General features: G+C 60.1%; 17 protein-coding genes and 1 tRNA gene. 8 read left to right on the top strand and 10 right to left on the bottom strand.

Annotated features, from left to right (window positions below; genetic code table 11):
- Positions 1 to 4 precede the first annotated feature (4 nt).
- The 3 genes from BG90_RS14320 to BG90_RS32815 all read right to left on the bottom strand — a co-directional run bounded on the left by BG90_RS14320 (position 5) and on the right by BG90_RS32815 (position 5,709).
- Positions 5 to 2,245, bottom strand: coding sequence for a DUF3274 domain-containing protein (locus BG90_RS14320; protein WP_045568185.1), 2,241 nt, complete (start codon positions 2,243 to 2,245; stop codon positions 5 to 7).
- Positions 2,246 to 2,258: 13 nt separating this feature from the next.
- A complete protein-coding gene (locus tag BG90_RS14315; RefSeq protein WP_045568184.1) occupies positions 2,259 to 5,051 on the bottom strand; it encodes a type VI secretion system Vgr family protein in 2,793 nt (930 codons plus the stop codon).
- Positions 5,052 to 5,400: 349 nt separating this feature from the next.
- A complete protein-coding gene (locus BG90_RS32815; RefSeq protein WP_010110979.1) occupies positions 5,401 to 5,709 on the bottom strand; it encodes an H-NS histone family protein in 309 nt (102 codons plus the stop codon).
- Positions 5,710 to 6,711: 1,002 nt separating this feature from the next.
- Between BG90_RS32815 and BG90_RS14310 the strand changes: the two genes are divergently transcribed.
- Both BG90_RS14310 and BG90_RS14305 read left to right on the top strand, forming a co-directional pair.
- Positions 6,712 to 7,782 (top strand): phosphotransferase, encoded by a 1,071-nt coding sequence (locus BG90_RS14310; protein ID WP_045568183.1) that lies wholly within the window; start codon positions 6,712 to 6,714, stop codon positions 7,780 to 7,782.
- An 11-nt stretch (positions 7,783 to 7,793) separates the two neighbouring features.
- On the top strand, positions 7,794 to 9,110 hold the full coding sequence (locus BG90_RS14305; RefSeq protein WP_038802183.1) for an aspartate aminotransferase family protein: 1,317 nt from the start codon (positions 7,794 to 7,796) through the stop codon (positions 9,108 to 9,110).
- Between the two features lie 119 nt (positions 9,111 to 9,229).
- Here the strand turns inward: BG90_RS14305 and pdxR are convergent, their stop codons facing one another.
- Positions 9,230 to 10,711 (bottom strand): MocR-like pyridoxine biosynthesis transcription factor PdxR, encoded by a 1,482-nt coding sequence (gene pdxR / locus BG90_RS14300; RefSeq protein WP_025990545.1) that lies wholly within the window; start codon positions 10,709 to 10,711, stop codon positions 9,230 to 9,232.
- A gap of 495 nt (positions 10,712 to 11,206) precedes the next feature.
- On the opposite strand from pdxR, the gene BG90_RS32810 reads away from it, so the two are divergent.
- The 5 genes from BG90_RS32810 to BG90_RS14285 all read left to right on the top strand — a co-directional run bounded on the left by BG90_RS32810 (position 11,207) and on the right by BG90_RS14285 (position 16,966).
- On the top strand, positions 11,207 to 12,148 hold the full coding sequence (locus tag BG90_RS32810) for a LysR family transcriptional regulator (RefSeq protein ID WP_081470029.1): 942 nt from the start codon (positions 11,207 to 11,209) through the stop codon (positions 12,146 to 12,148).
- Between the two features lie 394 nt (positions 12,149 to 12,542).
- The gene (locus tag BG90_RS32805; protein WP_010122378.1) at positions 12,543 to 13,634 is read left to right on the top strand and encodes an ABC transporter ATP-binding protein; all 1,092 of its coding nucleotides are present in this window, start codon (positions 12,543 to 12,545) and stop codon (positions 13,632 to 13,634) included.
- 113 nt (positions 13,635 to 13,747) lie between these two features.
- On the top strand, positions 13,748 to 14,737 hold the full coding sequence (locus BG90_RS14295) for an ABC transporter substrate-binding protein (RefSeq protein ID WP_045568182.1): 990 nt from the start codon (positions 13,748 to 13,750) through the stop codon (positions 14,735 to 14,737).
- A 100-nt stretch (positions 14,738 to 14,837) separates the two neighbouring features.
- Positions 14,838 to 16,097 (top strand): ABC transporter permease, encoded by a 1,260-nt coding sequence (locus tag BG90_RS14290; RefSeq protein ID WP_045568181.1) that lies wholly within the window; start codon positions 14,838 to 14,840, stop codon positions 16,095 to 16,097.
- A gap of 29 nt (positions 16,098 to 16,126) precedes the next feature.
- Complete coding sequence (locus BG90_RS14285; protein WP_045568180.1) at positions 16,127 to 16,966, top strand: ABC transporter permease; 840 nt, start codon at positions 16,127 to 16,129, stop codon at positions 16,964 to 16,966.
- A gap of 20 nt (positions 16,967 to 16,986) precedes the next feature.
- Here the strand turns inward: BG90_RS14285 and BG90_RS32800 are convergent, their stop codons facing one another.
- The 3 genes from BG90_RS32800 to BG90_RS14275 all read right to left on the bottom strand — a co-directional run bounded on the left by BG90_RS32800 (position 16,987) and on the right by BG90_RS14275 (position 18,767).
- A complete protein-coding gene (locus BG90_RS32800; RefSeq protein WP_081469794.1) occupies positions 16,987 to 17,244 on the bottom strand; it encodes an SET domain-containing protein-lysine N-methyltransferase in 258 nt (85 codons plus the stop codon).
- Positions 17,245 to 17,308: 64 nt separating this feature from the next.
- A tRNA-Ser gene (locus BG90_RS14280) sits at positions 17,309 to 17,402 on the bottom strand.
- Positions 17,403 to 17,516: 114 nt separating this feature from the next.
- Positions 17,517 to 18,767 (bottom strand): aspartate kinase, encoded by a 1,251-nt coding sequence (locus BG90_RS14275; RefSeq protein ID WP_010104872.1) that lies wholly within the window; start codon positions 18,765 to 18,767, stop codon positions 17,517 to 17,519.
- Between BG90_RS14275 and BG90_RS32795 the strand changes: the two genes are divergently transcribed.
- Positions 18,750 to 18,992, top strand: coding sequence for a hypothetical protein (locus BG90_RS32795; RefSeq protein WP_010116139.1), 243 nt, complete (start codon positions 18,750 to 18,752; stop codon positions 18,990 to 18,992). The two genes, BG90_RS14275 and BG90_RS32795, sit on opposite strands and share 18 nt — an antisense overlap.
- A 117-nt stretch (positions 18,993 to 19,109) precedes the next feature.
- On the opposite strand, the gene tilS is transcribed toward BG90_RS32795, so the two are convergent.
- The 3 genes from tilS to BG90_RS14260 form a co-directional block, all read right to left on the bottom strand.
- A complete protein-coding gene (gene tilS, locus BG90_RS14270; protein WP_010116141.1) occupies positions 19,110 to 20,585 on the bottom strand; it encodes a tRNA lysidine(34) synthetase TilS in 1,476 nt (491 codons plus the stop codon).
- Positions 20,586 to 20,628: 43 nt separating this feature from the next.
- Positions 20,629 to 21,600 (bottom strand): acetyl-CoA carboxylase carboxyltransferase subunit alpha, encoded by a 972-nt coding sequence (locus BG90_RS14265; protein ID WP_010104876.1) that lies wholly within the window; start codon positions 21,598 to 21,600, stop codon positions 20,629 to 20,631.
- A gap of 103 nt (positions 21,601 to 21,703) precedes the next feature.
- Positions 21,704 to 22,642 carry a DNA-3-methyladenine glycosylase family protein gene (locus BG90_RS14260; protein WP_025989898.1) on the bottom strand — a complete coding sequence of 313 codons (939 nt, stop codon included), beginning with the start codon at positions 22,640 to 22,642 and terminating at the stop codon, positions 21,704 to 21,706.
- Positions 22,643 to 22,679 lie beyond the last annotated feature (37 nt).

Genomic DNA, 22,679 nt, shown 5'->3' with positions numbered 1-22,679 from the left:
AATCTCATGTTTTGCTTTCAGCCTTTAGTTCGCTGGTAACCAATGGCGGAAGTGTAAGCGTCACGAATTTCTCAGCCGGGAATTGACCGGTTCGGTAGTACGTTGAGCATGCGTCCAGAAAATTGCGCGTATGTTTATCCAACCGATTGAAGGCTTTGCATTCCTTCATTTGCTTAAACGCGCGAGACGTCATCTTCCAATCCGCCATCAAAAGCAACAACTGCCGCCAGTCCGGATCATCCAGCGTCACCGCCTGGCCGATCGCCACGTCCATCGCCGTGACCCAGCGATGATTCTCCGAACTGAGCAGAACGCCCGAATGATAGTTGTTCGCTTCCAGTTGATCGGCATCGGTACCCATGCGCTTGCGAACCTCGTCCGGGGTCTCCTCGCGTTGGATCACGTACGTCTGATACCGTCCGCCCGTGGCGGCCGCCGACAGAATCGAACCGAGCGACTGACTCGGCACGATGCGCCAGTTGTGCGATTGCTCGTCGACCGGACGGCCGCGATTGAACGCCAGCTTGTGCGGCTCGATGCTGGCGCCCGGATCGTCCGTCGCCGCGACGTCTTTCCATTTGAACTTCGCGTACTGATTGCCGAGCGCGACGTTTTTCGTCACGTCGTCGGGACGCATCAATCCGGCGACATCGGCGTGCCCGGGCACCTGCCCGCCTTTCTGAACCTCACCGCCGTACAGGTCGGGCTCGTGCGGCGGCTTCAGTTGCTCGCCGTTGATGAGGCGAATGTCGTTGCGCTTGAACGATGCCTGCAGCGCCATGTTCTTGCCGGATTCGACCAATGTGCCGAGCATCGTGCCGTCCGTGTCGGGCCCCGGTGTCAATCGCTGAACCTGATCCCGAACCGGCATGCGCGCGGGCGGCGTGCCGACGGCGACCTTCGAGCGCTTCCCCTTGCCGTCCTGGTCGCGCTCCAGCCGCGTCCACATGCGCTGAAAAAAGCGCTTTGGTTCGAGCACCGTCATCGCGTGCATCGTTTTGCCAAGCTTGGCTGCCGCACCATCGGCCGGAACCTCGTCGGGCACGCCGAACGTGCCGATCCCGCGTACCTTGTCGAGGCCCACCACGGTGTCTTCCGGGCAGAAGTAGAGATAGACCTTGCCGCGATTGTCGCGCTCGTCGAACGTGATCCAGTTCTTGCCGCTCTTGTCCAGCCGCGTTCCTTGCGTCTTGCTCCAGTTCTGTCCGGCGCGCCCGCATGAGTGAGCCGAGTCGATCATCAGCTTGGCCAGGTCCGGAATCGTATGCGGCTCGCTTGTCACCGCGTTGACGATGTCGACCAGCGTCTTGAGCTTCGCGTGCCCGGTTTGATGGCTACCGTCCTTGGTGAACTGAAGGCTGTACGGCGTGTCGACCATGATGATGCAATCGACGCAGCGTTGACCTTGCTGCTTGAGCATCGCCTGCGCGAGCAGCGTGATGATCGTGCCCTGGCTGTGCCCCATCACGGTGATCGTTTCGTGCTGAGGATCCATTCCGTGTTCCAGCGCGAGCGCGGACGGCTGGATGGTCCGAATGGTCTTGATGAGGTTCGCCAGGCGAGCGGCGGCCAGCACGAAGTAGCGGCGATCGGGCGACTTGCCGGCGAAAATCGTATTGCCGGCAAGCGCGTTTTGCATGACCGTGCGCTCCAGCTTGTCCGGTTCGAATCCGCGGCTGTACATCTGAGGGATATTGTTCGTCGCGTTGGCGAAAAACCCGCCGCCCTTGCCGAAATGGGCGTCGAGCCGGTTCGCGTGGATGTCCTGATACTGGCCGCGCGTCAGCAGGTTGCCGTCGCTGTCCGCGACGCGGCTCTTGACCTCGCCCGGACTGTTGATCTTCGCGATCTCGTTGTCCGCCGCGCGATAGCCCCAGTAGAACGGCAGGAACATGCTGTGGGCGCCGCCACTTTCCGAACGTCGATACAGATACATGTCCGGATCGTTGGCGATTTTGCTATCGAAGAACGGGCTCTTTTGGCTTTTCGCTTTGATGGCTTCGGCATATTCGTTGCCATACTCCCCCGGCCGCAGATCGCTTCGCGACAATCGCTCGTTGAGCCCCTGGCACAGCCCGCGCTCCACGGTGAAAAAAGCCGCACCGGGATCGTTGACGCCGTGTATGAAGATCACCACGCCCGGCAGATCACGCGGAATCGGCACGGGCCGATCGCCCGGCCGATTCGCCATCGTGACGCCCGCCCCATGGGCGGCGGTGAAGCACTGATCGTTGATACCGTTCATCGTTCGCTCGGGTTCAAAGCTTCGGCTTCAGATAGTCGATCTTCGCGATACGCATCGCGTCGTCCTTGACCAGATCCGTCAGGCCGCTCGCATCGGTCTTGCCCTCGATGACGCGCCCGTCGTCCAGCGTGATCCGAAATGGCTTGTTCGCCGCCGCAGGCAAATCGCCGTCCTCGCCCGGGTAGTGCAGCTTGAAACGCTGATCCGTCGGCTGATTGTTGAACGCGGTCTTCGTCGCTTGCGCGGTCGACGGCCCGCCCCACTGATGCGACGCCGACAGCAGCTTGATGTCACCGTCCGTGCCCAACGTGACGCCGTTGCCGATCTCGATGTAGCTGCCGTCCTCCGCGACGAGCCGGATCTTCGGCGCGCTCACCAACACTTCGCTCTCGTTCGTCGTGATCTTGACGCCCTTCTGGGCATTCGCCGTCAACGTGCCGGATTGCGCCTGCAGCAGCACGGGTCCTTCGCCCGCCACCGCCTGCACGCCCGTGCCGCGAGCGAACAGCTGCATCCCCTGTCCCGCCGTCGCGTTGAACCGCTGGCCGCTCATCAGTTGCAGGTGCTGCTGCGCGACCTGGTCGATGTTCTCGCCCGCGTACGTGACATGCGTCTTCGGCGTGACATTTACCGACCCAGCCTGGGCGCCGAACGCCATCAGCGCCTGTTCGCCGGTGGCGTCCGCCGTGCCGGAGTCGGCCGCTCCCGCGCCCGTTCCCGGCGCCCAGTTCTTGAAGGTCGCGGCAACGGCCTGCTGGCCGGCCGTATCCGCCGCCTGCCCGCCGTGCTGCCCCGCGTAGTCGCCCAACGCCTTGAACAGCTCCGCGCATTCGCCGAGCAATCGAATCAGTTCGTCACGATCGAGTTGCCCGCCACTCGCCTGGGTGCGCGCGTAGGTCGTCAGCAAGATGCCTTGCGCCGCCCGCAGCGCCGCCGCCGCGTCGGTGCGCAGCTCGGCGCCTTCTCCGCGATCTTTTCCGTGGCCGTTGTCGCGCGGCTGAGTCAGGTAGCCAAGGTTCAACTGCGAATGCGCGTGTTCGCTCGCGAGCTGCGCGCTGATCTGATTGGGCGTGTCGTCGAGACGCAACTGGTTGTACCGCTGCCCCTTGATTTCCTTCGTCTTGATGCCCGATAGATAGCGGTTGCCGGGCAGCCTCCCCGTGTGGCTGAACGTCGCCGGCGGATTCGCGCCGTTGCCCAGCACCCCGATGATCACCAACCGGTCCGGATCGCCCGAAAGGCAACCCAACAGAACTTCCATGCCGACGCGCGGCAGGAACGATGCGCCGAAGTTGGTCCCGGCTAGACTCGTCGCGACGCGAATCGGCGCGCTGTCGCCCGCGTTGTCGTTGGTGCCCGCGCCCTGCGCGTGCGCGTGATCCGCCGGATCGAGGCCGTGAATCCGCACGCGCACCCGGCCGTCCTCGTCGCAGAACACTTCCTCACCCTCTGCGCCGACGATCGTGCCCGTCAGCAGATGCACGGGCGGCAAGTCGGTCCGCGGGTCGTACGCGGGCGCGAGCGGCACGCCGCGGCGCACGCAGGTGAACGTGTTCTCGTAACGCGTATCCGCATCCTTCGCGAGCGCGCCCGGCAATGCAGCGGCTGCCTGCGCGAGATTGCGACTCGCCGCGAACAGCGCCTGTACGCGTTCGTTGAGTCCTTTTGGCAGGTTGTTCCAAATATCGTGGTCGATCGACGTGATCACGAACTGGCGCTTGTCGGCAAGTTGCACGTCCCAGTCCGGGTCGCCCGTCAGCGTGATCCACGCGCCCACGGCGAGATCCCGCACACTGCTGACGCCGTCGTAGCGTTCGGCTTCGAACTCGTGCGCGAGCATGCGCGCGTGCGTGAGCCGCTCGTGATCGCTCCACGAATCGCCCGCGTGCGGGATGTCGATCGCGACGTCGGTCAGCAACCTGGCCAGGTCGTTGCCCGACTCGCCCTGATCGAGACTCGAACCGACGGTCGATTCGTCGATCCGCGCCTTCTTGTAATCCCATGACGGCCGGCCAGCCTTGCCCGGAACCAACTGCCGGCGCAGCGCGAACAGCGTCACCGTGTCGCGCTGTTCGGTGCCGGCGTCGCGCGGATGCAGCCGAACCGTGCCCGCCGGCGCCGTCGGCAGCGACATCGGATCGTCACAGCATACGAGCGTATGCACCGGCGTTTCGTCGTGAATGTTCTGCGCGCGCCTGGCCGGGCCGGCCTTCGCGAATACGGTGATCCCTTCGCGGCGCAACAGGCGACGCACGAAGTGCGCGTCCGATTCATTGACCTGGCGGGTCAGTTCGCGAAGTGGATAGCGGTCGGCGCGAAGGCTGGATAGATCGAATTCGAACGCGCGCGCGAGGGCCGGGCTGCGTTGCTGCCATTCGTTGAACAGCGTGGTGAGAATTTCGACGACGTTCCGCTTTCGAAACACCCGCGAATTGGTGCGCTTGTCCATCAACGACAGTACGTCGCACACGGTCAGCTGGTACACGCAGAGTTCGCCGTCGCTTTGTCCGATCTGGACGTCGCTGATGATCGCGTTCACCAAGTGCAGCTGTCCGCGGTCGGTCACGAGCCGGATCGAAACCGGAATGCCGAGGAACACGCCGGGCGGCAGGTCGTGGCGGGTCGACACGCAGGTCAAACGCCCCCGTATCCCGGTCATCAGTCCTTCCTGAACGCTCGCGTGCTGCAGCGCCAGGAGATGGCCGATCGCGGCATGCGCGGCGCCGAAGTGCAACGCGACTGGACGTTTATTCCAGTCGACCGCCCCCGACGCGAAACCGCGTAGCGTATCGTTCAAATTGGTCACGGCAGACTCTCAGGTTTCTGCTTGGATTCGAATTGGAGGAGTATTGATTTTCGAGGCGATTGAGGCACTCCTCACGGCGCGTTAATTTTAGCAAGATCGGGACAAAAGGCCGCCAAATTGACGAAGGTTCACGATCGCCCTGATGGTGGGGCATCGGACAAAGTGGGACCGACCTGTCAGAATTATCAGGGCAGTCCCGTCTATGGACGAGCCGAGCGGCTGCCGGACGGCCCGCGGCAGCAAAACTGAGCTTGCGGATGGATCAATTTTTGTCTACTGGCTCGGATTCTCTTATGACAGTTGCAGGCAACGTGTGGACTTGATTATCGTCCGGGCGCTCGGTTTCTGATTACGTTGACCGATCGATTAGGAATTCGTCACGCGGCAAGCCAGCCATCCATTTTGGGGATCGGCCTCGACCGCTCCACGTTTCCCCCGTCACTGGGTTTCGATACTTCGGAGAAAGCGGGCCACGTCGTTTGTCGGGTGAGCGCAGGCGCGTCCAGTTCGGAAAGATATGTTCAGGGCGAATTTCATACTTCAGAATGGCTTCGCGGATTTTTGATAGAGCTCCAGCTATTTCCCGTTGACGAGCGACCTCAGTTTCTTTATTGAGCTCATCTAGCTTAGCCTTCAGCTCATCGTATGTTGACGCCATGTTCTCTCCAAAATTTCGACCCCTCAAAAAAACTGCCGCCCCACTGATAAATTGAGATTTTTACTTAACACAATAATTACATTCTCTCAATGGTCGCAGAATAAAAAGGCAATCGCGGTAAACTGCGATCGCGAAACCGCCTGCTCGGAGGCAGAAGGAATGCGAGCAGGCATCGATCAGATAAACGCTTGAAAATTAATCCACAACGAAATGCAGTAGTATTTGGTTAAATTAAAATTTAAAATTTGACAGGACAAGAATAATCAAGCAAAAATTCGCCCCCAAGCTCTACTTACTCGATATCGTCGTGTGATCTATATGATCCGCATAGAGAATCACTACGCAACGAAGTCGCGAGACATTTAGATCGCGCCGAAAATGGCAAAGCTCAATCAAGCTTGAGACGGTAAATGTGAAAGTGATCCATCATTTACCACCATAAAATTCCACCCGACGTAATTCATAAGAACCGCTGCAAGCAAGCGAAACAACGTCAATCTTCGCGGACGCGCTTCATTGAAATTTTTTATGCAAACAAAAAATCAATAGTCAACGCAATAAATTACAATATGTTAGAGTGTTTAATGATGCATCTAATCTCGGCGTAGCGTCATACACCCCACCGGCGTCGGTAAATCGTTCTGCCTCGAAACAATTCGCCTACAGTGTGAAAGTCGTCTTGTCGAGTATGAATTTTGATATACGGAAATCATGTATCAGCCGATCTCGTTTGAGATGTTTTTAAATTCCTCAAGCGAGCCATCTTTTTGGCGACCATTTTTCCCTTCGGCCGCTCGTCCGTCAAACAACTAATATTGCAACGCATCATCAATTTCAGTGATAGCCGCCAAATTTCATATTATGAAAGAGCGCTAAATCTCCACGTGGTAGTTGCCGGTACACGCGCCTTTCGGATCGTCGACACCTCGGTGATTTCGCTTTCAGCACACGCCACAGCGTGCAATTCGTCCTCGGAGAACCCGATCGTCGCCTTTCGCCCATATGACTGTGGACCTCAATGAAACACTGACTCATCATGCAACACCCCTGACCGTCGACGATGCCAGGACGCTCGCGCGCGGCGTTTATGGTCTGCGAGCCGAGGCAACTCCATTGAGCGGCGAGCGCGACCAGAACTTCTTACTCCAACTCGAAGACGGTAGTACCTATGTACTGAAGGCTACGCATCCGGCGGAAACACCCGGCGTCACGGACTTTCAGACGCGAGCTCAACTCCACATTGAACGGGTCGCGCCGTCTCTTCCTGTAGCCAGACTGGTTCCCGCGCTGAACGGGGAGATCGTTCATTGGCACGTCATGGCAGCGTCGGAGCGTCGAGCGATTCGACTATTCACGCGGCTTCAAGGCGCGTTGGTGTGTAACGTCGCCCGCACTGCGGGCCTGCGCCGTGCCCTCGGCATTGCACTCGCGCGCCTTGACCTTGCCCTGTGTGACTTTAGCCATCCGCAGGCGGGACACGTGCTACTTTGGGATTTGCAACACATGCAGCGACTGCGCGGGCTATTGTCGTTCATCGCGGACGATGTGAAGCGCGAGCTCGCTGCGCGCTATATGGATAGATTTGAAGTCGATGTGTTGCCACGTCTTCCGTCATTACGAAGGCAGGTGATTCACAACGACTTCAACGCGCACAACGTGATGGTCCATCATTACCAACACGATCACGTGACCGGCATCTTCGACTTCGGTGATATGGTGGAAGCGCCGCTCGTTCAAGATCTCGCCGTTGCATGTGCATATCAGCTCTCGGAGAACGGCAACCCTTTGATGACCGCGGCGCAGTGCGTCGCCGCCTATCATGGAATATGCCCCCTTACCGTGGGGGAAATCGAGCTTCTACCAGATCTCATCGCTGCGCGGCTACTCGTCACCGTCGTTATAACAGGTTGGAGGGCCACCCAGTATCCCGAAAATGCCGCGTATATCCTCCGAAATAACGCCTTGTCGTGGAGCGGGCTGCGCGACTTGGCAATGCTCGACGAGTCCTGCGCGAGAGATACGCTTTATAGTGCCTGCGAAAATCGCTCCATCGTTAAGGATGACTCCCCTTGAATGCCGACAAAATCGCACCTAAAGTGTTCGACCGAACCTCACTCGGTGGCGTATCGGCCGGTCACGATGATCTTATTGATCGTCGGCATCGTGTTCTCGGACCGACATACCGGCTCTTTTACGACCAACCTCTTCACATAGTGCGGGGCGACGGGGTTTGGCTCTATAGCCACGATGGAACACGATATCTCGACGCCTACAACAACGTTGCGTCGGTTGGTCACTGCCATCCGCATGTGGTCGCGGCGATTGCACGCCAGGCGGCTACCCTCAACACACATACCCGCTACTTGCACGAGGGGATCGTGGACTATGCGGAACGGCTATGCGCCACGTTTCCGAGCGAGTTGTCGCAGATGATTTTTACCTGTAGCGGGAGCGAAGCGAACGACCTTGCGCTGCGGATTGCCCGCCGCTACACCCGCGCTACGGGAGTCATCGTGACCACGCTCGCATACCACGGAGTCACGTCATCGGTGGCTGCAGTTTCACCATCGTTGGACACTGGTGCGCCGCTTGGTCCCGATGTACGGACGGTCGAGCCGCCAGACAGCTATCGGCAGGACCCTGCACACGTGGGAGAAAAATTCGCCGCTGCCATACGGGACGCCATTGAAGATCTTGCTCGCCATGGCGCCCGTCCAGCAGCTTTGCTAATAGATACCGTCTTTTCGAGCGACGGCGTTTTTACCGCGCCTGCTGGATTTCTCGCACCAGCAGTCGCAGCTATTCACGAGGCCGGGGGAATCTTCATCGCAGATGAGGTGCAAGCTGGGTTCGCCCGCACTGGTTCGCAGATGTGGGGGTTCAAACGGCATGGTGTCGTGCCTGATCTTGTGACGATGGGTAAGCCGATGGGCAACGGCCACCCTATCGCCGGCCTTGCGGCGAGATCAGAACTGCTTGAGGAATTCGGCAAGGAGTCCCGCTATTTCAATACATTCGGCGGCAATCCGGTGTCATGCGCTGCCGCGGCTGCAACGCTCGACGTCATTGAACGCGAAGCGTTACAGACAAACGCGGCACGTGTTGGCGCCTATCTACAGGCTGGATTCCGGCGTCTCGCTGATCGGTACGATCATATCGGTGACGTACGCGGTGACGGGTTGTTCTTAGGTGTCGAAATCGTCAATACCCGTCGCGATCGCGTTCCCCAAGCCGACCTCGCCGTTCGCATCGTCAACGCCATGCGCGAAAGGCAAGTACTGATCAGTGCAACCGGCACGTACGGAAACGTGCTCAAAGTGCGCCCCCCACTGTGCTTTAGGCAAGACAACGCGGATCGCCTATTGGAGGCGGCCGACGAGGCGTTACGGGCGCTGGGCTAATAGAGAGGTGGCCGCGCAAATTCGGACGATCAGTGGAGCGGCCGAGGCCTGATACACGAGCGCACATTGCGCCGTTGGCGATCGTAGGCGGAACGCTTGCACGCCCGTGCCTCTCGAGCTTAATCGGATACACGCGCTCGCTCAAATGCCCGCACGAGACGCATGACTCCGGGCCCAATGTGTTCGAGCGGCACACCGCCATAGCCGAGTACAACCGCTGGCGTCTGGGTATCCTCCGGAATGGCCACGAAATGCGGCAAGCCGACCACGATCCCCTCCGACAACGCCGCGCCAGCTAACCGTCTGGGTGATATCCGGTCGGTCAGCCTTGCAAAAACGTGAAGTCCTGCCTTCGCATGCGACAGCTCAACCGCCCCGCCAAGTTCTCGGTTGAGCGCATCCCTAAGTAGCAGTTGGCGGCGGGCGTACTCTTCGCGCATGCGGCGGATATGATGCGCTAAGTGGCCGTCTGCAATGAAGTCGGCGAGCGCCGCTTGCTGATGTAGCAGGCCGGGACGGTAAACTTCCGCGCAAGCGTTGGAAAACGCGTTCGCGATCTGTGGGGGGACCACCAGATACCCCATTCGCATTCCCGGAAAGGTCGCTTTGCTGAACGTTCCCATATAGATTACGTGACCATGATCATCCAATCCCTGTAATGAGGGAATTGGCATGCCGTCGTAACGAAACTCACTATCGTAGTCATCCTCGATTATCCAGATGCCACGCCTATTGGCCCATCGTAATAGCTCGAGGCGTCGCACGAGGGGCATTACCAGGCCAGTTGGATACTGGTGGGACGGACTCGTCACCACCAGTCTTAAGCGCTTCGGAAGATAGCTCGATTCTGGATTTAGTCCCGCGTCGTCCAATTTACCGGCGCCAATGCGTAAGCCAGCGGAGGATAGAACTGACGGGAATGCCCAATGACAAGGATTTTCCACGATCGCGGCGTCGCCAATATCCGCTACCATTCGTGCGCAAAGATCGATCGACTGGTGGGTTCCAGAAGTGATGATGACTTGTTCAGCAGAACAAACGACAGATCGCGAAATCCTGAGGTAGTTCGCGATCGCCTCTCGTAATGGAAAGAAGCCAGCTCCATCCTTCGAATATCCGGCAAGCGATAAATTCGATTTATCGAGATAGCGCGTCACAAGGCGTCGCCAAATGTGAAACGGAAACCACGCGGCGTCGGCTACGCCGGGCACGAACGCACCACTATGCTGCCCAATTCCACCTCGACCTTTCCCGAGAACATCGCCACGCCGCGATAATGTTGGCCCGGACGCGGAAGGCGCGAGTTGTTCTGGCACCACCACACGAGGCCGGACCCCTATGTCCGCGACGAAGGTTCCGCTTCCGCTTACCGTGATCAAATAGCTTTCAGCTGCTAGTCGTTCGTATACCAGCGACACAGTAAGCCGAGAAACTCCAAGTTCAGTCGCCAAAACTCGGGTGGCTGGTAATTTCTGCCCTGCGATCAGCAATTGATCGAGAATTCCTCGGCGGATTGTCTCGTATATCTGGCTTTGCAGTGATCGGTCAGATTTCCTCGACAGCGTCTGACTCAGCAGGTCGGACAGCAACACTTCCTTCATCGAAAGCGGCCTTATAAAGAGAGTGATTATGGCTATATATGCTATAGCCAGTTGTCGCTAGTATGCTCGAAACGGCCGACAAGTCGAGGGGGATCGGAATGTCAAGCCAACACTATACCGGCGGCCGTGCACCAAATAATGGAGGAGACCCACTACCGGAATGATAATTTCCGGTAACCGAACAATTAGTGGGCGCCGCTTGCATTATGTGTGCAATCGAGGTGAATCGATTTCTTTCTCGATGCTAATAGTCCACTCTCACTTTCTGGCGCTAGCCCCACTCTGGCGCACCGCCTGCCGTAACCGTGGCCCTCGGATGTAGGCGGACTTGCCGTGCAATAATATGCACGGCTCTTTTTTATTCAGCGCTCCCGTGGGTCGTCCGCAGGAGCTAGTTTGAGATTGTGTCGCTTGAGATATAAAAACTCATTCGTCTACAAATTAAACGCAGAATGCTAGTGAACGAAGCGATGCTCTCGTTTGCATGAGGCTGGGATGACATTGACAAATCATTTTATTATGGATCGCATAGACTGGAATCTCTTGCGAACCTATAGGGTTATCATGCAAGAGAAGAGCATTAGTCGTACGGCGATTCGAATGCACCTCACCCAGTCAGCAATTAGTGCTTCACTTCGTCGCCTTGAGGAAACTGTCGGTAGTGTCCTTATTTATCGCCAAAGAGGGCAATTTAATCCCACTCCCGCAGGTCAACGAATTTATGACATTGCCAGCAACATATACGAACAGATGTCGCTTATCGAGGCAGATCTTAACGCCCACGATGATGAGAAGGTCACCGGAACGGTCAGAGTTCTATCTATCGGCGACTTGATAGCCCCGAAATATGAACATTTTCTAGCTGATTTTCGAAAAGCATATCCGCACGCGATGGTAAGCGTAGAGCTATTTCCATCTGACGACATTAGTACAGCAATAGCCCAGCGCACCGCAACTTGCGGGATAACGTTTGATCGAGAACCCAGGCTGTCGGTCGAATATGCTCCACTGGCCAGAGAGAGCTATTCGTTTTTTTGCGGAAAAGATCATCGCCTGTTTGGTATAAATGAAATATCAGTGACCGAAATTCGAGAGGAAGCGCTTGCCGTGATTGCGGGTGATAAGACAGGACGAAATTCGTGGCCACTGCAGATTGCAAAAAATAGATTTGATCTTATTGGCGATGTCGTTGCGCGATCAGAAAGCATCAATGAAGTTAGACGTCTCGTAGTAGCCGGATACGGCATCGGACTTCTTCCCAATCATAGTGTGCAGGAAGATGTCGTAAACCGTCTATTATGGAGGTTGCCCATTGAAAACTGCCAGATTGATATTGGAATAAATTTCATCTGGAACAGCAAAAAGCGCATGAACAAAAGCGAAAGAATATTTATCGATCAATTTTCTAAATTTCTTGCACATAGCAAGGCTGTATGAAACTCCGTGCATTCGAGCCGCGATGATGGCGGGAGCGGCCCGCGTGCGCCGGGTAGGCTGTTTGCCCTTAGGGAATCGGGCGCATTCAAACAGCGACCACCGGCTGCTTGCGCCGCAGAAAAATTCAACTACCCTTCTAACGTGATTTTTACAGGCAAGTAATCGTCGGCTCATCTCTCAAACGATATGATGACAGCTAGCGGCGCACATGGCCTATAATTTTATCGCGCCTCAAATGTGGGGCGCATCGACTGATAAAATCGGAGCGATACGAACGATCTCGAATGCCATTCTGGAGTCGCTTCTGTATATGAGGTACGGAATGTCGACGAATCGAGTGACACATCAATCAACGGCACGATAATTTATCGCCTTAACTTATCTGAAAATCGCGATGAGCCAAAGAGATATAGTCGTAAGTTTCCAAGGTGTACGCAAAACATATGACGGTAAGACACTAGTTGTCAAGAATCTTGATCTGGATGTCCACCGAGGGGAATTCTTGACATTACTTGGCCCTTCTGGCTCGGGTAAGACGACCTGCTTGATGATGCTCGCTGGATTCGAGTTTCCTACTAGCGGCGAAATCTGGTTTGACAACGTTTTGCTCAACACGATACCTCCACAAAAGCGAGGTATCGGCATGGTGTTTCAAGACTATGCATTGTTTCCACATATGACGGTCGAGCAAAACGTCGCCTATCCGCTCGCAGCGCGTCGAATCCCTGTCCGCAGACGCATAGAACAGGTACAAGACGCTTTAAGGATGGTTCGCATGGAGCATCTTGCCAAACGCTACCCATCGCAACTCTCCGGCGGACAACAGCAACGCATCGCCCTCGCCCGCGCGCTCGTGTTCGAACCAAAGCTTGTTTTGATGGACGAGCCACTAGGTGCCCTAGACAAGCAATTGCGTGAGCAAATGCAACATGAGCTGAAATCGTTGCATAGTAAGCTTGGAGTTACATTCATATATGTGACACACGATCAGAACGAAGCATTGGCCATGTCCGATCGAGTTGCGGTTTTCGATAAAGGTAACGTGCAACAAATTGATTCGGTCGAACGGCTGTATGAAACTCCAAGGAATCCGCTCGTTGCGTCATTTGTTGGTGATAGCAACAGATTTTACGGCACCGTGATCGAAGTAGACGGTCGCTTCTGTGGATTGCGCTTAAAAGACGGCACCAACGTGCGCGGCGTGAAAATTGGCGATATTCAGATGGGTGAGGCGGTGACCGCAATTATTCGCCCAGAGAGAATGCGGCTAGTCGACGACCATCACAAAAACGAACACAACACTATCAGCGGGAAGATTAAGCGCTCCGTTTACTTTGGCGACCATATTAGATTACACTTTTCACATTCCGGCCTGGATGACTTGTTTTTGAAAATTCCGCTCAACGCGCATATTCATAATGAACTGATTCCCGGGAAAATTATTCATGTCGCTTTTGATTGCCGTCATTTTCGGATATTTAGCTGATTCCGAATAGACATATCCATTGCTATTTTATTTTAAAAAGAGAGGGCATCGCAATGATATATTCTATTAGATGTTGGTTTATTAATCTGACTATAGTGGGCGTCTTCGTTTTGATGGTGACTGGCGCGGCGGCCAGAGGATTGACAGTTGTGAATTTCGGTGGTGCGAATGGAGCGGCTCAAGAAATAGCATTTAATCGGCCGTTTGAAGTTGAAACTGGCGTCAAGGTGCAAGCCATTGCATACAACGGCGAGCAAGCCAAAGTGAAGGCGATGGTTGAGGCGAAGCACGTCGATTGGGACGTCGTTGCAGTCGAGTCGGGAGACCTGGGGCGAGGCTGCGACGAAGGGCTGTACGAGAAACTCGATTGGTCCAAAATTGCGAGAAAGAGTGACTTGATTTCCGTTGCCCCACAAGCCTGTGGCGCGGGGATCTTCATCTGGTCTACGGCGCTTGCATATGACGCTGATAAGCTGAAGGTTGCACCTACGAGTTGGACCGACTTCTGGGACGTACGGCGCTTTCCAGGGAAGCGTTCGCTGCGTAAAGGTGCGCGCGGTAATCTCGAGTTCGCCTTAATGGCGGATGGAATCGCGCCGAAAGACGTCTACAAGGTGCTCGCGACAAAAGCAGGGCAGGATCGCGCGTTCAAGAAGCTCGACGAGTTGAAGCCGAACATCCAGTGGTGGGAGGCCGGCGCGCAGCCACCGCAATTCCTCGTCGCCGGCGACGTTGTCATGGCATCGGCGTTCAACGGTCGAATTGACGCCGCGCAAAAGGAAGGGAAGAACCTGAAGGTCGTCTGGAACGGCAGTATTTATGACCTGGACTACTGGGCGATCCCGAAGGGTTCGCCGAACAAGGCGCTCGCCGAGGAGTTCATTTCATATACGATCTCGCCGGGACCTCAGAAGGATTTTGCAAAGCGTATCGCATACGGGCCCGTCAATCTCGCGGCGATCAAGTCGCTCGACGCGAAGACGCTCGCGAATCTGCCGAATTCGCCGACGAACGGCAAGAGCGCGGTGCTGCAGAACATCACGTTCTGGACCGATCACGGCGACGAGCTCGAGCAGCGCTTCGCCGCGTGGGCGTCGAAGTGACGGCCGCGTGAGCCGATGAAGCAACCGGCCGCGCGCGTCACGGCGGCGCGCGCGGCGTTCCTCCGAACGGCGTTTCGGCCGGAGACTACCGTTGAATACGATGACGATCGCTACGCAGTCGGCGCCGCCGACTCACTCGCTCAAGCGTGAACTGAAAGCGGCCGAGGCCAGGAAGCGCGCGATGGCGTTGCTGCTCGTCGCGCCGCTCGCGATATTCCTGCTGCTCGTGTTCGTGGTCCCGATCGGCGCGCTGCTCACGCGCGCCGTGCAGAATCCCGAGATCGCGACCGCGCTGCCGCATACGGTCGCCGCGCTCGCGGACTGGGACCGCAAGGCGCCGCCCGGCGACGCCGCCTACGTGGCGCTCGCGGCCGATCTCACGCAGGCCGCCGACGGCGAGGCGATGGGCGCGCTCGCGCGGCGCCTGAACACCGAGATTCCCGGCTATCGGTCGCTCGTCGCGAAGACCGCGCGCGCGATGCCGTTGGCGGGCGACGCGAAAGCGGCGCTCACGCCCGCGCAGACGCACGCGAAGCTGATCGAGCTCGACGAGCGCTGGGGCGACCCCGCTTACTGGCAGGCGATCGCGAAGAACGGCGGCCGCTATTCGCCGTTCTATCTGCTCGCGGCACTCGATCACCGGCAGGACGGCTTCGGCCGGGTCGTGCCCGCCGATCCCGATCAATCGATCTATCTCGCGATCTTCGGGCGCACGCTCGTGATCGGCTTCGCGGTCACGCTGTTCGCGCTGCTGCTCGGCTATCCGCTCGCGTACTGGATCTCGACGCTGCCCGAGCGGCGCGCGAATCTCGCGATGATCCTCGTGCTGATTCCGTTCTGGACGTCGGTGCTCGTGCGCGTCGCCGCATGGATCGTGCTGCTGCAAAGCGAAGGGCTCGTCAATCGCGCGCTGATCGACGTCGGGCTGATCTCGCAGCCGCTCGCGCTGCTGTTCAATCGCGTCGGCGTCTACATCTCGATGACGCACATCCTGCTGCCGTTCATGATCCTGCCGCTCTACAGCGTGATGAAGTCGATTCCGCCGAGCTATCAGCGCGCGGCGGTGTCGCTCGGCAGCCACCCGTTCGCCGCGTTCTGGCGCGTGTACGTGCCGCAGACCTATCCGGGCATCGGCGCGGGCGCGCTGCTCGTGTTCATTCTCGCGATCGGCTACTACATCACGCCCGCGTTGCTCGGCGGTCCGAACGATCAGATGGTCAGCTACTACGTCGCGTACTTCACGAACGTGACGATCAACTGGGGGATGGCGTGCGCGCTCGGCGGCCTGCTGCTCGCCGCGACGCTCGCGCTGTACGCGCTCTACGGCCGCTTCACCCGCACGCAATTGAGCCTCGGCTGAGCGAAACCGGACGAACCAGGGAAACGAACATGAAACTGCTTGCGAAGCCGCTCTTTGCACCGCACGCGTCGATTGCCGAGCGTGCGTGGCATTTCGCGCTGCGCGGCCTCGTCGTGCTGACGCTCTTGTATCTGATCCTGCCCGTGCTCGCGATCGTGCCGCTGTCGTTCTCGTCGAGCACGTTCCTCGTCTATCCGATCCCGGGCTTCTCGATGCGCTGGTACGAGAACCTGCTCGCGTCCGACGAGTGGCGGATGGCCGCGAAGAACAGCTTCATCGTGGCGCCCGCCGCGACGCTCGTCGCGACCGTGCTCGGCACGCTCGCCGCGATCGGCCTGACGAAAAGCGATTTTCGCGGCAAGGGCCTGCTGATGGCGGTGCTGCTGTCGCCGATGATCGTGCCCGTCGTCGTCATGGGCGTCGGCATGTATCTGTTCTTCGCGCCGCTCGGCCTCGCGAACACGTACACGGGGCTCATCTGCGCGCACGCGGCGCTCGGCGTGCCGTTCGTCGTGACGACCGTCGCCGCGACGCTGCAGGGCTTCAATCAGAACCTCGTGCGCGCGAGCCTGTCGCTCGGCGCGAATCCGGTGACGACATTCTTCCGCGTGACGCTGCCCGTGATCGCGCCGGGCGTGATGTCGGGCGCGCTGTTCGCGTTCGCGACGTCGTTCGACGAAGTGGTCGTCACGCTGTTCCTCGCGGGCGCCGATCAGACGACGCTGCCGCGCCAGATGTTCACCGGCATTCGCGAGAACATCAGCCCGACGATCGCCGCGCTCGCGACGATCCTCATCGTCTTCTCGACCTGTCTGCTGCTCGCTTTGGAATTGTTGCGAGGCAGAGCCGCTGATCGCGGGGTAGTCTGAGACGATGCTCAAGTTATCACTTATACGCCAGATGCCAGCATCGCCCCTCGGCATCCTAAGGCTCCACAGAGGCAAGCATATTCACGACGGGCCAACTCGGTGACTGGTTCGGCGATTTCCAGTCCGTAGTCGATGAAGAACTTCTCGCCGGAAGCGACGTCTCGAGCCACCTCAATGTAGATGCTGTAGATGCGATTGACCGACTCGATAGCGCGGCAGTTTGGTTCGCATGCGTGGTTGAGCCGCCGCGTGGGCTGGCCCCTGCGAAAACCTGACATGGGGTAACGCTTAAAAGAAAAGCCCCGCAAGTCCGAGAACTTGCGGGGCTTGTTCCGCCACTTCTGGCGGAGACGGAGGGATTCGAACCCTCGATCCAGGTTTTGGCCCAGATGCTCCCTTAGCAGGGGAGTGCCTTCGACCTCTCGGCCACGTCTCCCAAACCTTCGCTCGCGCCAGGGAGGCAGCGCGACGAAACCGAGATTCTATAGGGTTACGGGGCCAAGGTCAATTTCCGCGACGCATTTTCTTTCAGTGCGTCACGGAAATTTCATCACGCCTGATCGAGCTCGAATGCCTTGTGCAGCGCGCGGACTGCCAATTCCATGTATTTCTCGTCGATCAGCACCGAAATCTTGATTTCGGACGTCGAAATCATCTGGATGTTGATGCCCTCTTCCGACAGCGTGCGGAACATCGTGCTCGCAACGCCGACGTGCGAACGCATCCCGACGCCGACCACCGACACCTTCGACACCTTCGGATCGCCCAGCACCTGCTCGGCGTTCACGTGCCCCTTCACCTGGTTCGTCAGGATGTCCATCGCCTTCTGGTAGTCGCCGCGGCCGACCGTGAACGTGAAGTCGGTCTTCCCTTCGACGCTCTGGTTCTGGATGATCATGTCGACGTCGATGTTCGAGTCCGCCACCGGGCCGAGGATCTGGTATGCGATACCCGGCTTGTCGGGCACGCCCATCACCGCGATGCGCGCTTCGTCGCGCTGAAACGCAATACCGGAAATGACTGCCTTTTCCATGGTCTCGTCTTCTTCAAAAGTAATCAGGGTGCCCGAGCGCATCTCGTCGTCGAGCGGAATCAGCGGATCGGTGAGGCTCGACAGTACGCGCGTCTTCACGCGGTACTTGCCCGCGAACTCGACCGAGCGGATCTGCAGCACCTTCGAGCCGAGGCTCGCCATTTCCAGCATTTCCTCGAACGTCACGCTATCGAGCCGGCGCGCCTCTTCGACGACGCGCGGATCGGTTGTGTACACGCCGTCGACGTCCGTATAGATCAGGCATTCGTCGGCTTCGAGCGCCGCCGCGACCGCGACCGCCGACGTGTCCGAGCCGCCGCGGCCGAGCGTCGTGATGTGGCCGTCCGGATCGACGCCCTGGAAACCCGTGATGATGACGACCTTGCCCGCGTCGAGATCGCGGCGCACGCGCTCGTCTTCGATCGAATGGATGCGCGCCTTCGTGTACGCGCTGTCGGTCTTGATCGGCACCTGCCAGCCGGCGTAGCTCACGGCCTCGACGCCGATTTCCTGCAGCGCGATCGACAGCAGGCCGACGCTGACCTGTTCGCCCGTCGCTGCGATCACGTCGAGTTCGCGCGGGCTCGGCTGGCTCGAAATCTCTTTTGCGAGGCCGAGCAGACGGTTCGTTTCGCCGGACATCGCGGACGGCACGACCACCATCTGGTGCCCGGCCTGATGCCATTTTGCGACGCGTTTCGCGACGTTCTTGATGCGCTCGACCGAGCCCATCGAAGTGCCGCCGTATTTATGTACGATGAGTGCCATTGTCGTTCAGAACTGAAGAGAGGCCGCACGGGCGTACTGGACAGACCGCGGTGCCGTTCGGTCACGCGGCTTGTGGCTGTGGACGGACGACGGAGAGAACGGCTGGGGCGCAGCACGCGGGCGTGGCGATTTGCCCGGAAAAGGCGGATCAGGCCGCGCAAACCGGGTACGTCACGCGGAAAACCTGCACAAAACGCTCGAAAATCGAGCCGAGCAAACACTTGAGCGTACCCGATCGACGGCTGCTTGACAAGCCGCGCGGACGCCGGCAGGCCGGGTCGCAACCTTTTTGTCCCGACACCGCATACGCGACCGCCGCCGCATGCGAGCAGATGCGGCGCGTTATGCGATCAGCATGTCCGGTTGCCACTCGATGCACCGCCAGCCGCCCGGCGCATCGGCGCCGTCGTGCACCGCGCGGTTCACGCCGACGCGCGGCACAAACAGCAGTCGATCGCCGACGTACAGCAGCGGCACGTCGCGCTGCCACGCCGGCACGCCGCGCTCCTGGAACAGATTCTTCAGCGTGCGTCCGGGCCCGCCCTGCCACGTGCGCATCCGCTCGCCGCCCGCGCGCGCGCGCGCATGCAGGTCGGCGGCGGCGAGCAGCGCCTCCGGCACCGCGTCGTGCTCATGCGCATGCGCGGGACGGAACACATACGTGCCGCGCCACGCGGGCAGATGCCAGACCTCCTGCCCGCGCCACACGAGCACGCTCTCCGGGTGCGACGCGGCGCGGACGGCATCGGTCGCGTCGTCGTCGTCGAGCGCATCGCGATCGGCTACTTGCGCCCCGGCGGATTGCGCAGCGGCCGATTTCGCGCCCTCGCCCGCTTCCCATTGAACGTCGTCGCGATAAAGACGCAAGCGCCAACCCGCGTGATCGACGCGCAGCGCATGCGCGTCGCGCGCCGCGCGCAACTGCTTCATCATCTCCGCAAGACGCGCGGCCGACGCGCCCGGCAGCCCGAGCGAGCGCATCCAGTAGCGCAGCAGATTCGCGCCGCGCTCGTCGTCGAGCGCGACGAGCGCATCGCGCGACAGCGCGCGGCCGTCTTCGCGTGCGACCGCGCGCAGATCGATCGCGGCGAGGTCGTCGAGCAGCCGCTGCGCGGCCGCCGCGTGCTGCGCGGTGCGGCCGAGCGCGTCGCGAAAACCGGGAAAGTGCGGCGCGAGCGCGGGCAGCACGTCGACGCGCAGCGCATTGCGCGCATAGCGCGTGTTCGCGTTCGATTCGTCGTCGATCCAGCGCAGCGCGTGCTGCTGCGCGTACCGCTCGAGCTGCGCGCGCAGCAAGTGCAGGAGCGGCCGCATGCGCACGACGTCAGTCGATGCCGGCCGATACTGCGGCGCCATCGCCGCCAGCCCGGCGATGCCCGCGCCGCGCAGCAATTGCAGCAGCACCGTCTCCGCCTGATCGTCCGCATGCTGCGCGAGCCACAGCGCGCGCGCGCCGTGCCGCGCGCACATCGTCTCGAGCGCGCGATAGCGCGCGTCGCGCGCGCTCGCCTCGACGCCCTGGCCGCTCGCGCGCGGCACGTCGACGTGCGCCGCGTCGAACCGCACGCCGAGCGCATCCGCCGTTTCCGCGCAATGCGCAAGCCATGCGTCGGCGTTCGGGCTCAAGCCGTGGTGCACGTGCAGCGCGACACAGCGCTCGGCGCCCGCGATGCGCGCGGCCGCGTGCAGCAGCACGGTCGAATCGAGGCCGCCGCTATACGCGAGCGCGATCCGCGCATCGTGCGGCAACGCGGACAGCGCGACGCCGATCGCGTCCAGCACGACGCGATCGGCGGAAAATTCATGCGGAGGGATCACAGCGGGAAGGCGCGTCGCGCCTCGTGAGTCGACGACCCGGCGCTCATGCGCCCGGCGTCGTTTCCTTGAACTTGCCGTAGGCCATCAGGCGTTCGAAGCGGCGCTCGCGCAGCGCGTCGATGCTCATGCCCTGGAACTGGCGCAGCGAATCGGCGAGCGCACGGCGCAGCAGCGCGGCCATCCCCTTCGGATCGCGGTGCGCGCCGCCGAGCGGCTCGTTGACGATCTTGTCGATGAGGCCGAGCGCCTTCAAGCGATGCGCGGTCAGGCCGAGTGCCTCGGCCGCTTCCGGCGCCTTCGCCGCGCTCTTCCACAGAATCGACGCGCAGCCTTCCGGCGAGATCACCGAGTACGTCGAGAACTGGAGCATCATCACCGTATCGGCGACTGCGATCGCGAGCGCGCCGCCCGAGCCGCCCTCGCCGATCACCGTCGTGACGATCGGCGTCTTCAGCTCGGCCATCACGTACAGATTGCGGCCGATCGCCTCGGACTGGCCGCGCTCTTCCGCGCCGACGCCCGGATACGCGCCCGGCGTGTCGACGAACGTGAAGATCGGCAGCCCGAACTTTTCCGCGACGCGCATCAGGCGCTCCGCCTTCCGATAGCCTTCCGGACGCGGCATCCCGAAATTGCGCGCGGCGCGTTCCTTCGTGTCGCGGCCCTTCTGATGACCGATCACCATGCACGCATGGCCGTTGAAACGGGCAAGGCCGCCGACGATCGACTGATCGTCGGCGAACGCGCGGTCGCCGTGCAGTTCGTGGAAATCGGTGAAGAGCTCGCCCACGTAATCGAGCGTGTACGGCCGCTGCGGATGGCGCGCGATCTGCGACACCTGCCACGGCGTCAGGTTCGCGTACAGATCCTTCGTGAGCTGCTGGCTCTTTTTCGACAGCCGCTCGATCTCTTCCGAAATGTCGACAGCCGAGTCGTCCTGCACGAAGCGCAGTTCTTCGATTTTCGCCTCGAGTTCGGCGATCGGCTGCTCGAAATCCAGAAATGTGGTCTTCATGTGTTTGAAATCCTTGAGTCTTGCGGCAGCGCGTATTCTAACCGCGCTTGCCTGCTGCAAGACCGGGCCGCAACTATCGAATAGCGAAAAGCAATAGCCCCAATCAGCTATTGGCCGTCAGCGGATCGAGACTGCGCCACATATACCAGGTGGCGACCGTCCGCCACGGCTCCCAGTTCGCCGCCACTTCGCGCGCCTCGCTGCGCGTGACGGGCTCCCCGCTGAAGTAATTGACGCTGATCGCGCGGATGAGCCCGAGATCGTCGAGCGGCAGCACGTCCGGCCGCGACAGGTTGAAGATCAGGAACATCTCGGCGGTCCAGCGGCCGATCCCGCGGATCTGCGTGAGCTCCGCGATCACGTCCTCGTCGTCCATCGTCGCCCATTTGTCGACGTGAAGCGCGCCCGACACGAAGTGCTGGGCCAGATCGAGAATATATTCCGACTTGCGCTTCGACAGACCGCACGCGATCAATTTTTCCTGGCCGAGCTTGATGACCTGCGGCGGCGCGAGCTTCGGGCAGGCGGTCTCGATCTTGACCCATACCGACTGCGCGGCCGCGACCGAGATCTGCTGGCCGACGACCGAGCGCGCGAGCGTGACGAACGAGTCGCCGCGCTTGACGAGATGCGCCGGGCCGAACTTCGGAATCAGTTTCTTCAGGATCCGGTCGCGCTTGACGAGATCGGCGCACGCCTTGTCCCAGTAAGGCGGGCGCGCGACCATCTCGGCGTCGGTGAGCTGCACCGGCACGGCGGCCTCCGACACGCGCGCCTTGCGCATGCCCGGCTCCGCTGCCGCGGCGACGGTCTCGCGCGGCAGCGCATCGGCGGCCCGCTCGCCGTCGACCTTCGCGCGCGACGACTTCGCGGCCGCCGCACGCAAGCTCGGCTTGTGCGCGGCGCCATTGGCCGCGCCGTTCGGCGCCGCGCGCTTCGCGCTCGCCTTGTGCACCGCCGGCGCACGCGCGCCGGCCCGCTTGGCCGCTATCGGCGGCTGCGCCGCCGCACGCTTAGCCGGCGCTTTTCTGGCCGTTGCCATCTAGCCTCCTACCTGGCGAGTCGATCAGTGGGACAGA

Origin of the sequence: Burkholderia oklahomensis C6786, from assembly GCF_000959365.1 — a bacterium.
Taxonomy (GTDB): domain Bacteria; phylum Pseudomonadota; class Gammaproteobacteria; order Burkholderiales; family Burkholderiaceae; genus Burkholderia; species Burkholderia oklahomensis.
This window is presented reverse-complemented; position numbering and strand designations above follow the sequence as displayed.

Excerpts from the sequence above, each read along its gene's own strand:
- BG90_RS14320 (WP_045568185.1), bottom strand. The coding sequence starts at position 2,245 with ATGAACGGTATCAACGATCAGTGCTTCACCGCCGCCCATGGGGCGGGC.
- BG90_RS32815 (WP_010110979.1), bottom strand. The coding sequence starts at position 5,709 with ATGGCGTCAACATACGATGAGCTGAAGGCTAAGCTAGATGAGCTCAAT.
- BG90_RS14310 (WP_045568183.1), top strand. The coding sequence starts at position 6,712 with ATGACTGTGGACCTCAATGAAACACTGACTCATCATGCAACACCCCTG.
- pdxR (WP_025990545.1), bottom strand. The coding sequence starts at position 10,711 with ATGAAGGAAGTGTTGCTGTCCGACCTGCTGAGTCAGACGCTGTCGAGG.
- BG90_RS32810 (WP_081470029.1), top strand. The coding sequence starts at position 11,207 with ATGACATTGACAAATCATTTTATTATGGATCGCATAGACTGGAATCTC.
- BG90_RS32805 (WP_010122378.1), top strand. The coding sequence starts at position 12,543 with ATGAGCCAAAGAGATATAGTCGTAAGTTTCCAAGGTGTACGCAAAACA.
- BG90_RS14295 (WP_045568182.1), top strand. The coding sequence starts at position 13,748 with ATGGTGACTGGCGCGGCGGCCAGAGGATTGACAGTTGTGAATTTCGGT.
- BG90_RS14290 (WP_045568181.1), top strand. The coding sequence starts at position 14,838 with ATGACGATCGCTACGCAGTCGGCGCCGCCGACTCACTCGCTCAAGCGT.
- BG90_RS14285 (WP_045568180.1), top strand. The coding sequence starts at position 16,127 with ATGAAACTGCTTGCGAAGCCGCTCTTTGCACCGCACGCGTCGATTGCC.
- BG90_RS32800 (WP_081469794.1), bottom strand. The coding sequence starts at position 17,244 with ATGTCAGGTTTTCGCAGGGGCCAGCCCACGCGGCGGCTCAACCACGCA.
- BG90_RS32795 (WP_010116139.1), top strand. The coding sequence starts at position 18,750 with ATGTACGATGAGTGCCATTGTCGTTCAGAACTGAAGAGAGGCCGCACG.
- BG90_RS14275 (WP_010104872.1), bottom strand. The coding sequence starts at position 18,767 with ATGGCACTCATCGTACATAAATACGGCGGCACTTCGATGGGCTCGGTC.
- BG90_RS14265 (WP_010104876.1), bottom strand. The coding sequence starts at position 21,600 with ATGAAGACCACATTTCTGGATTTCGAGCAGCCGATCGCCGAACTCGAG.
- BG90_RS14260 (WP_025989898.1), bottom strand. The coding sequence starts at position 22,642 with ATGGCAACGGCCAGAAAAGCGCCGGCTAAGCGTGCGGCGGCGCAGCCG.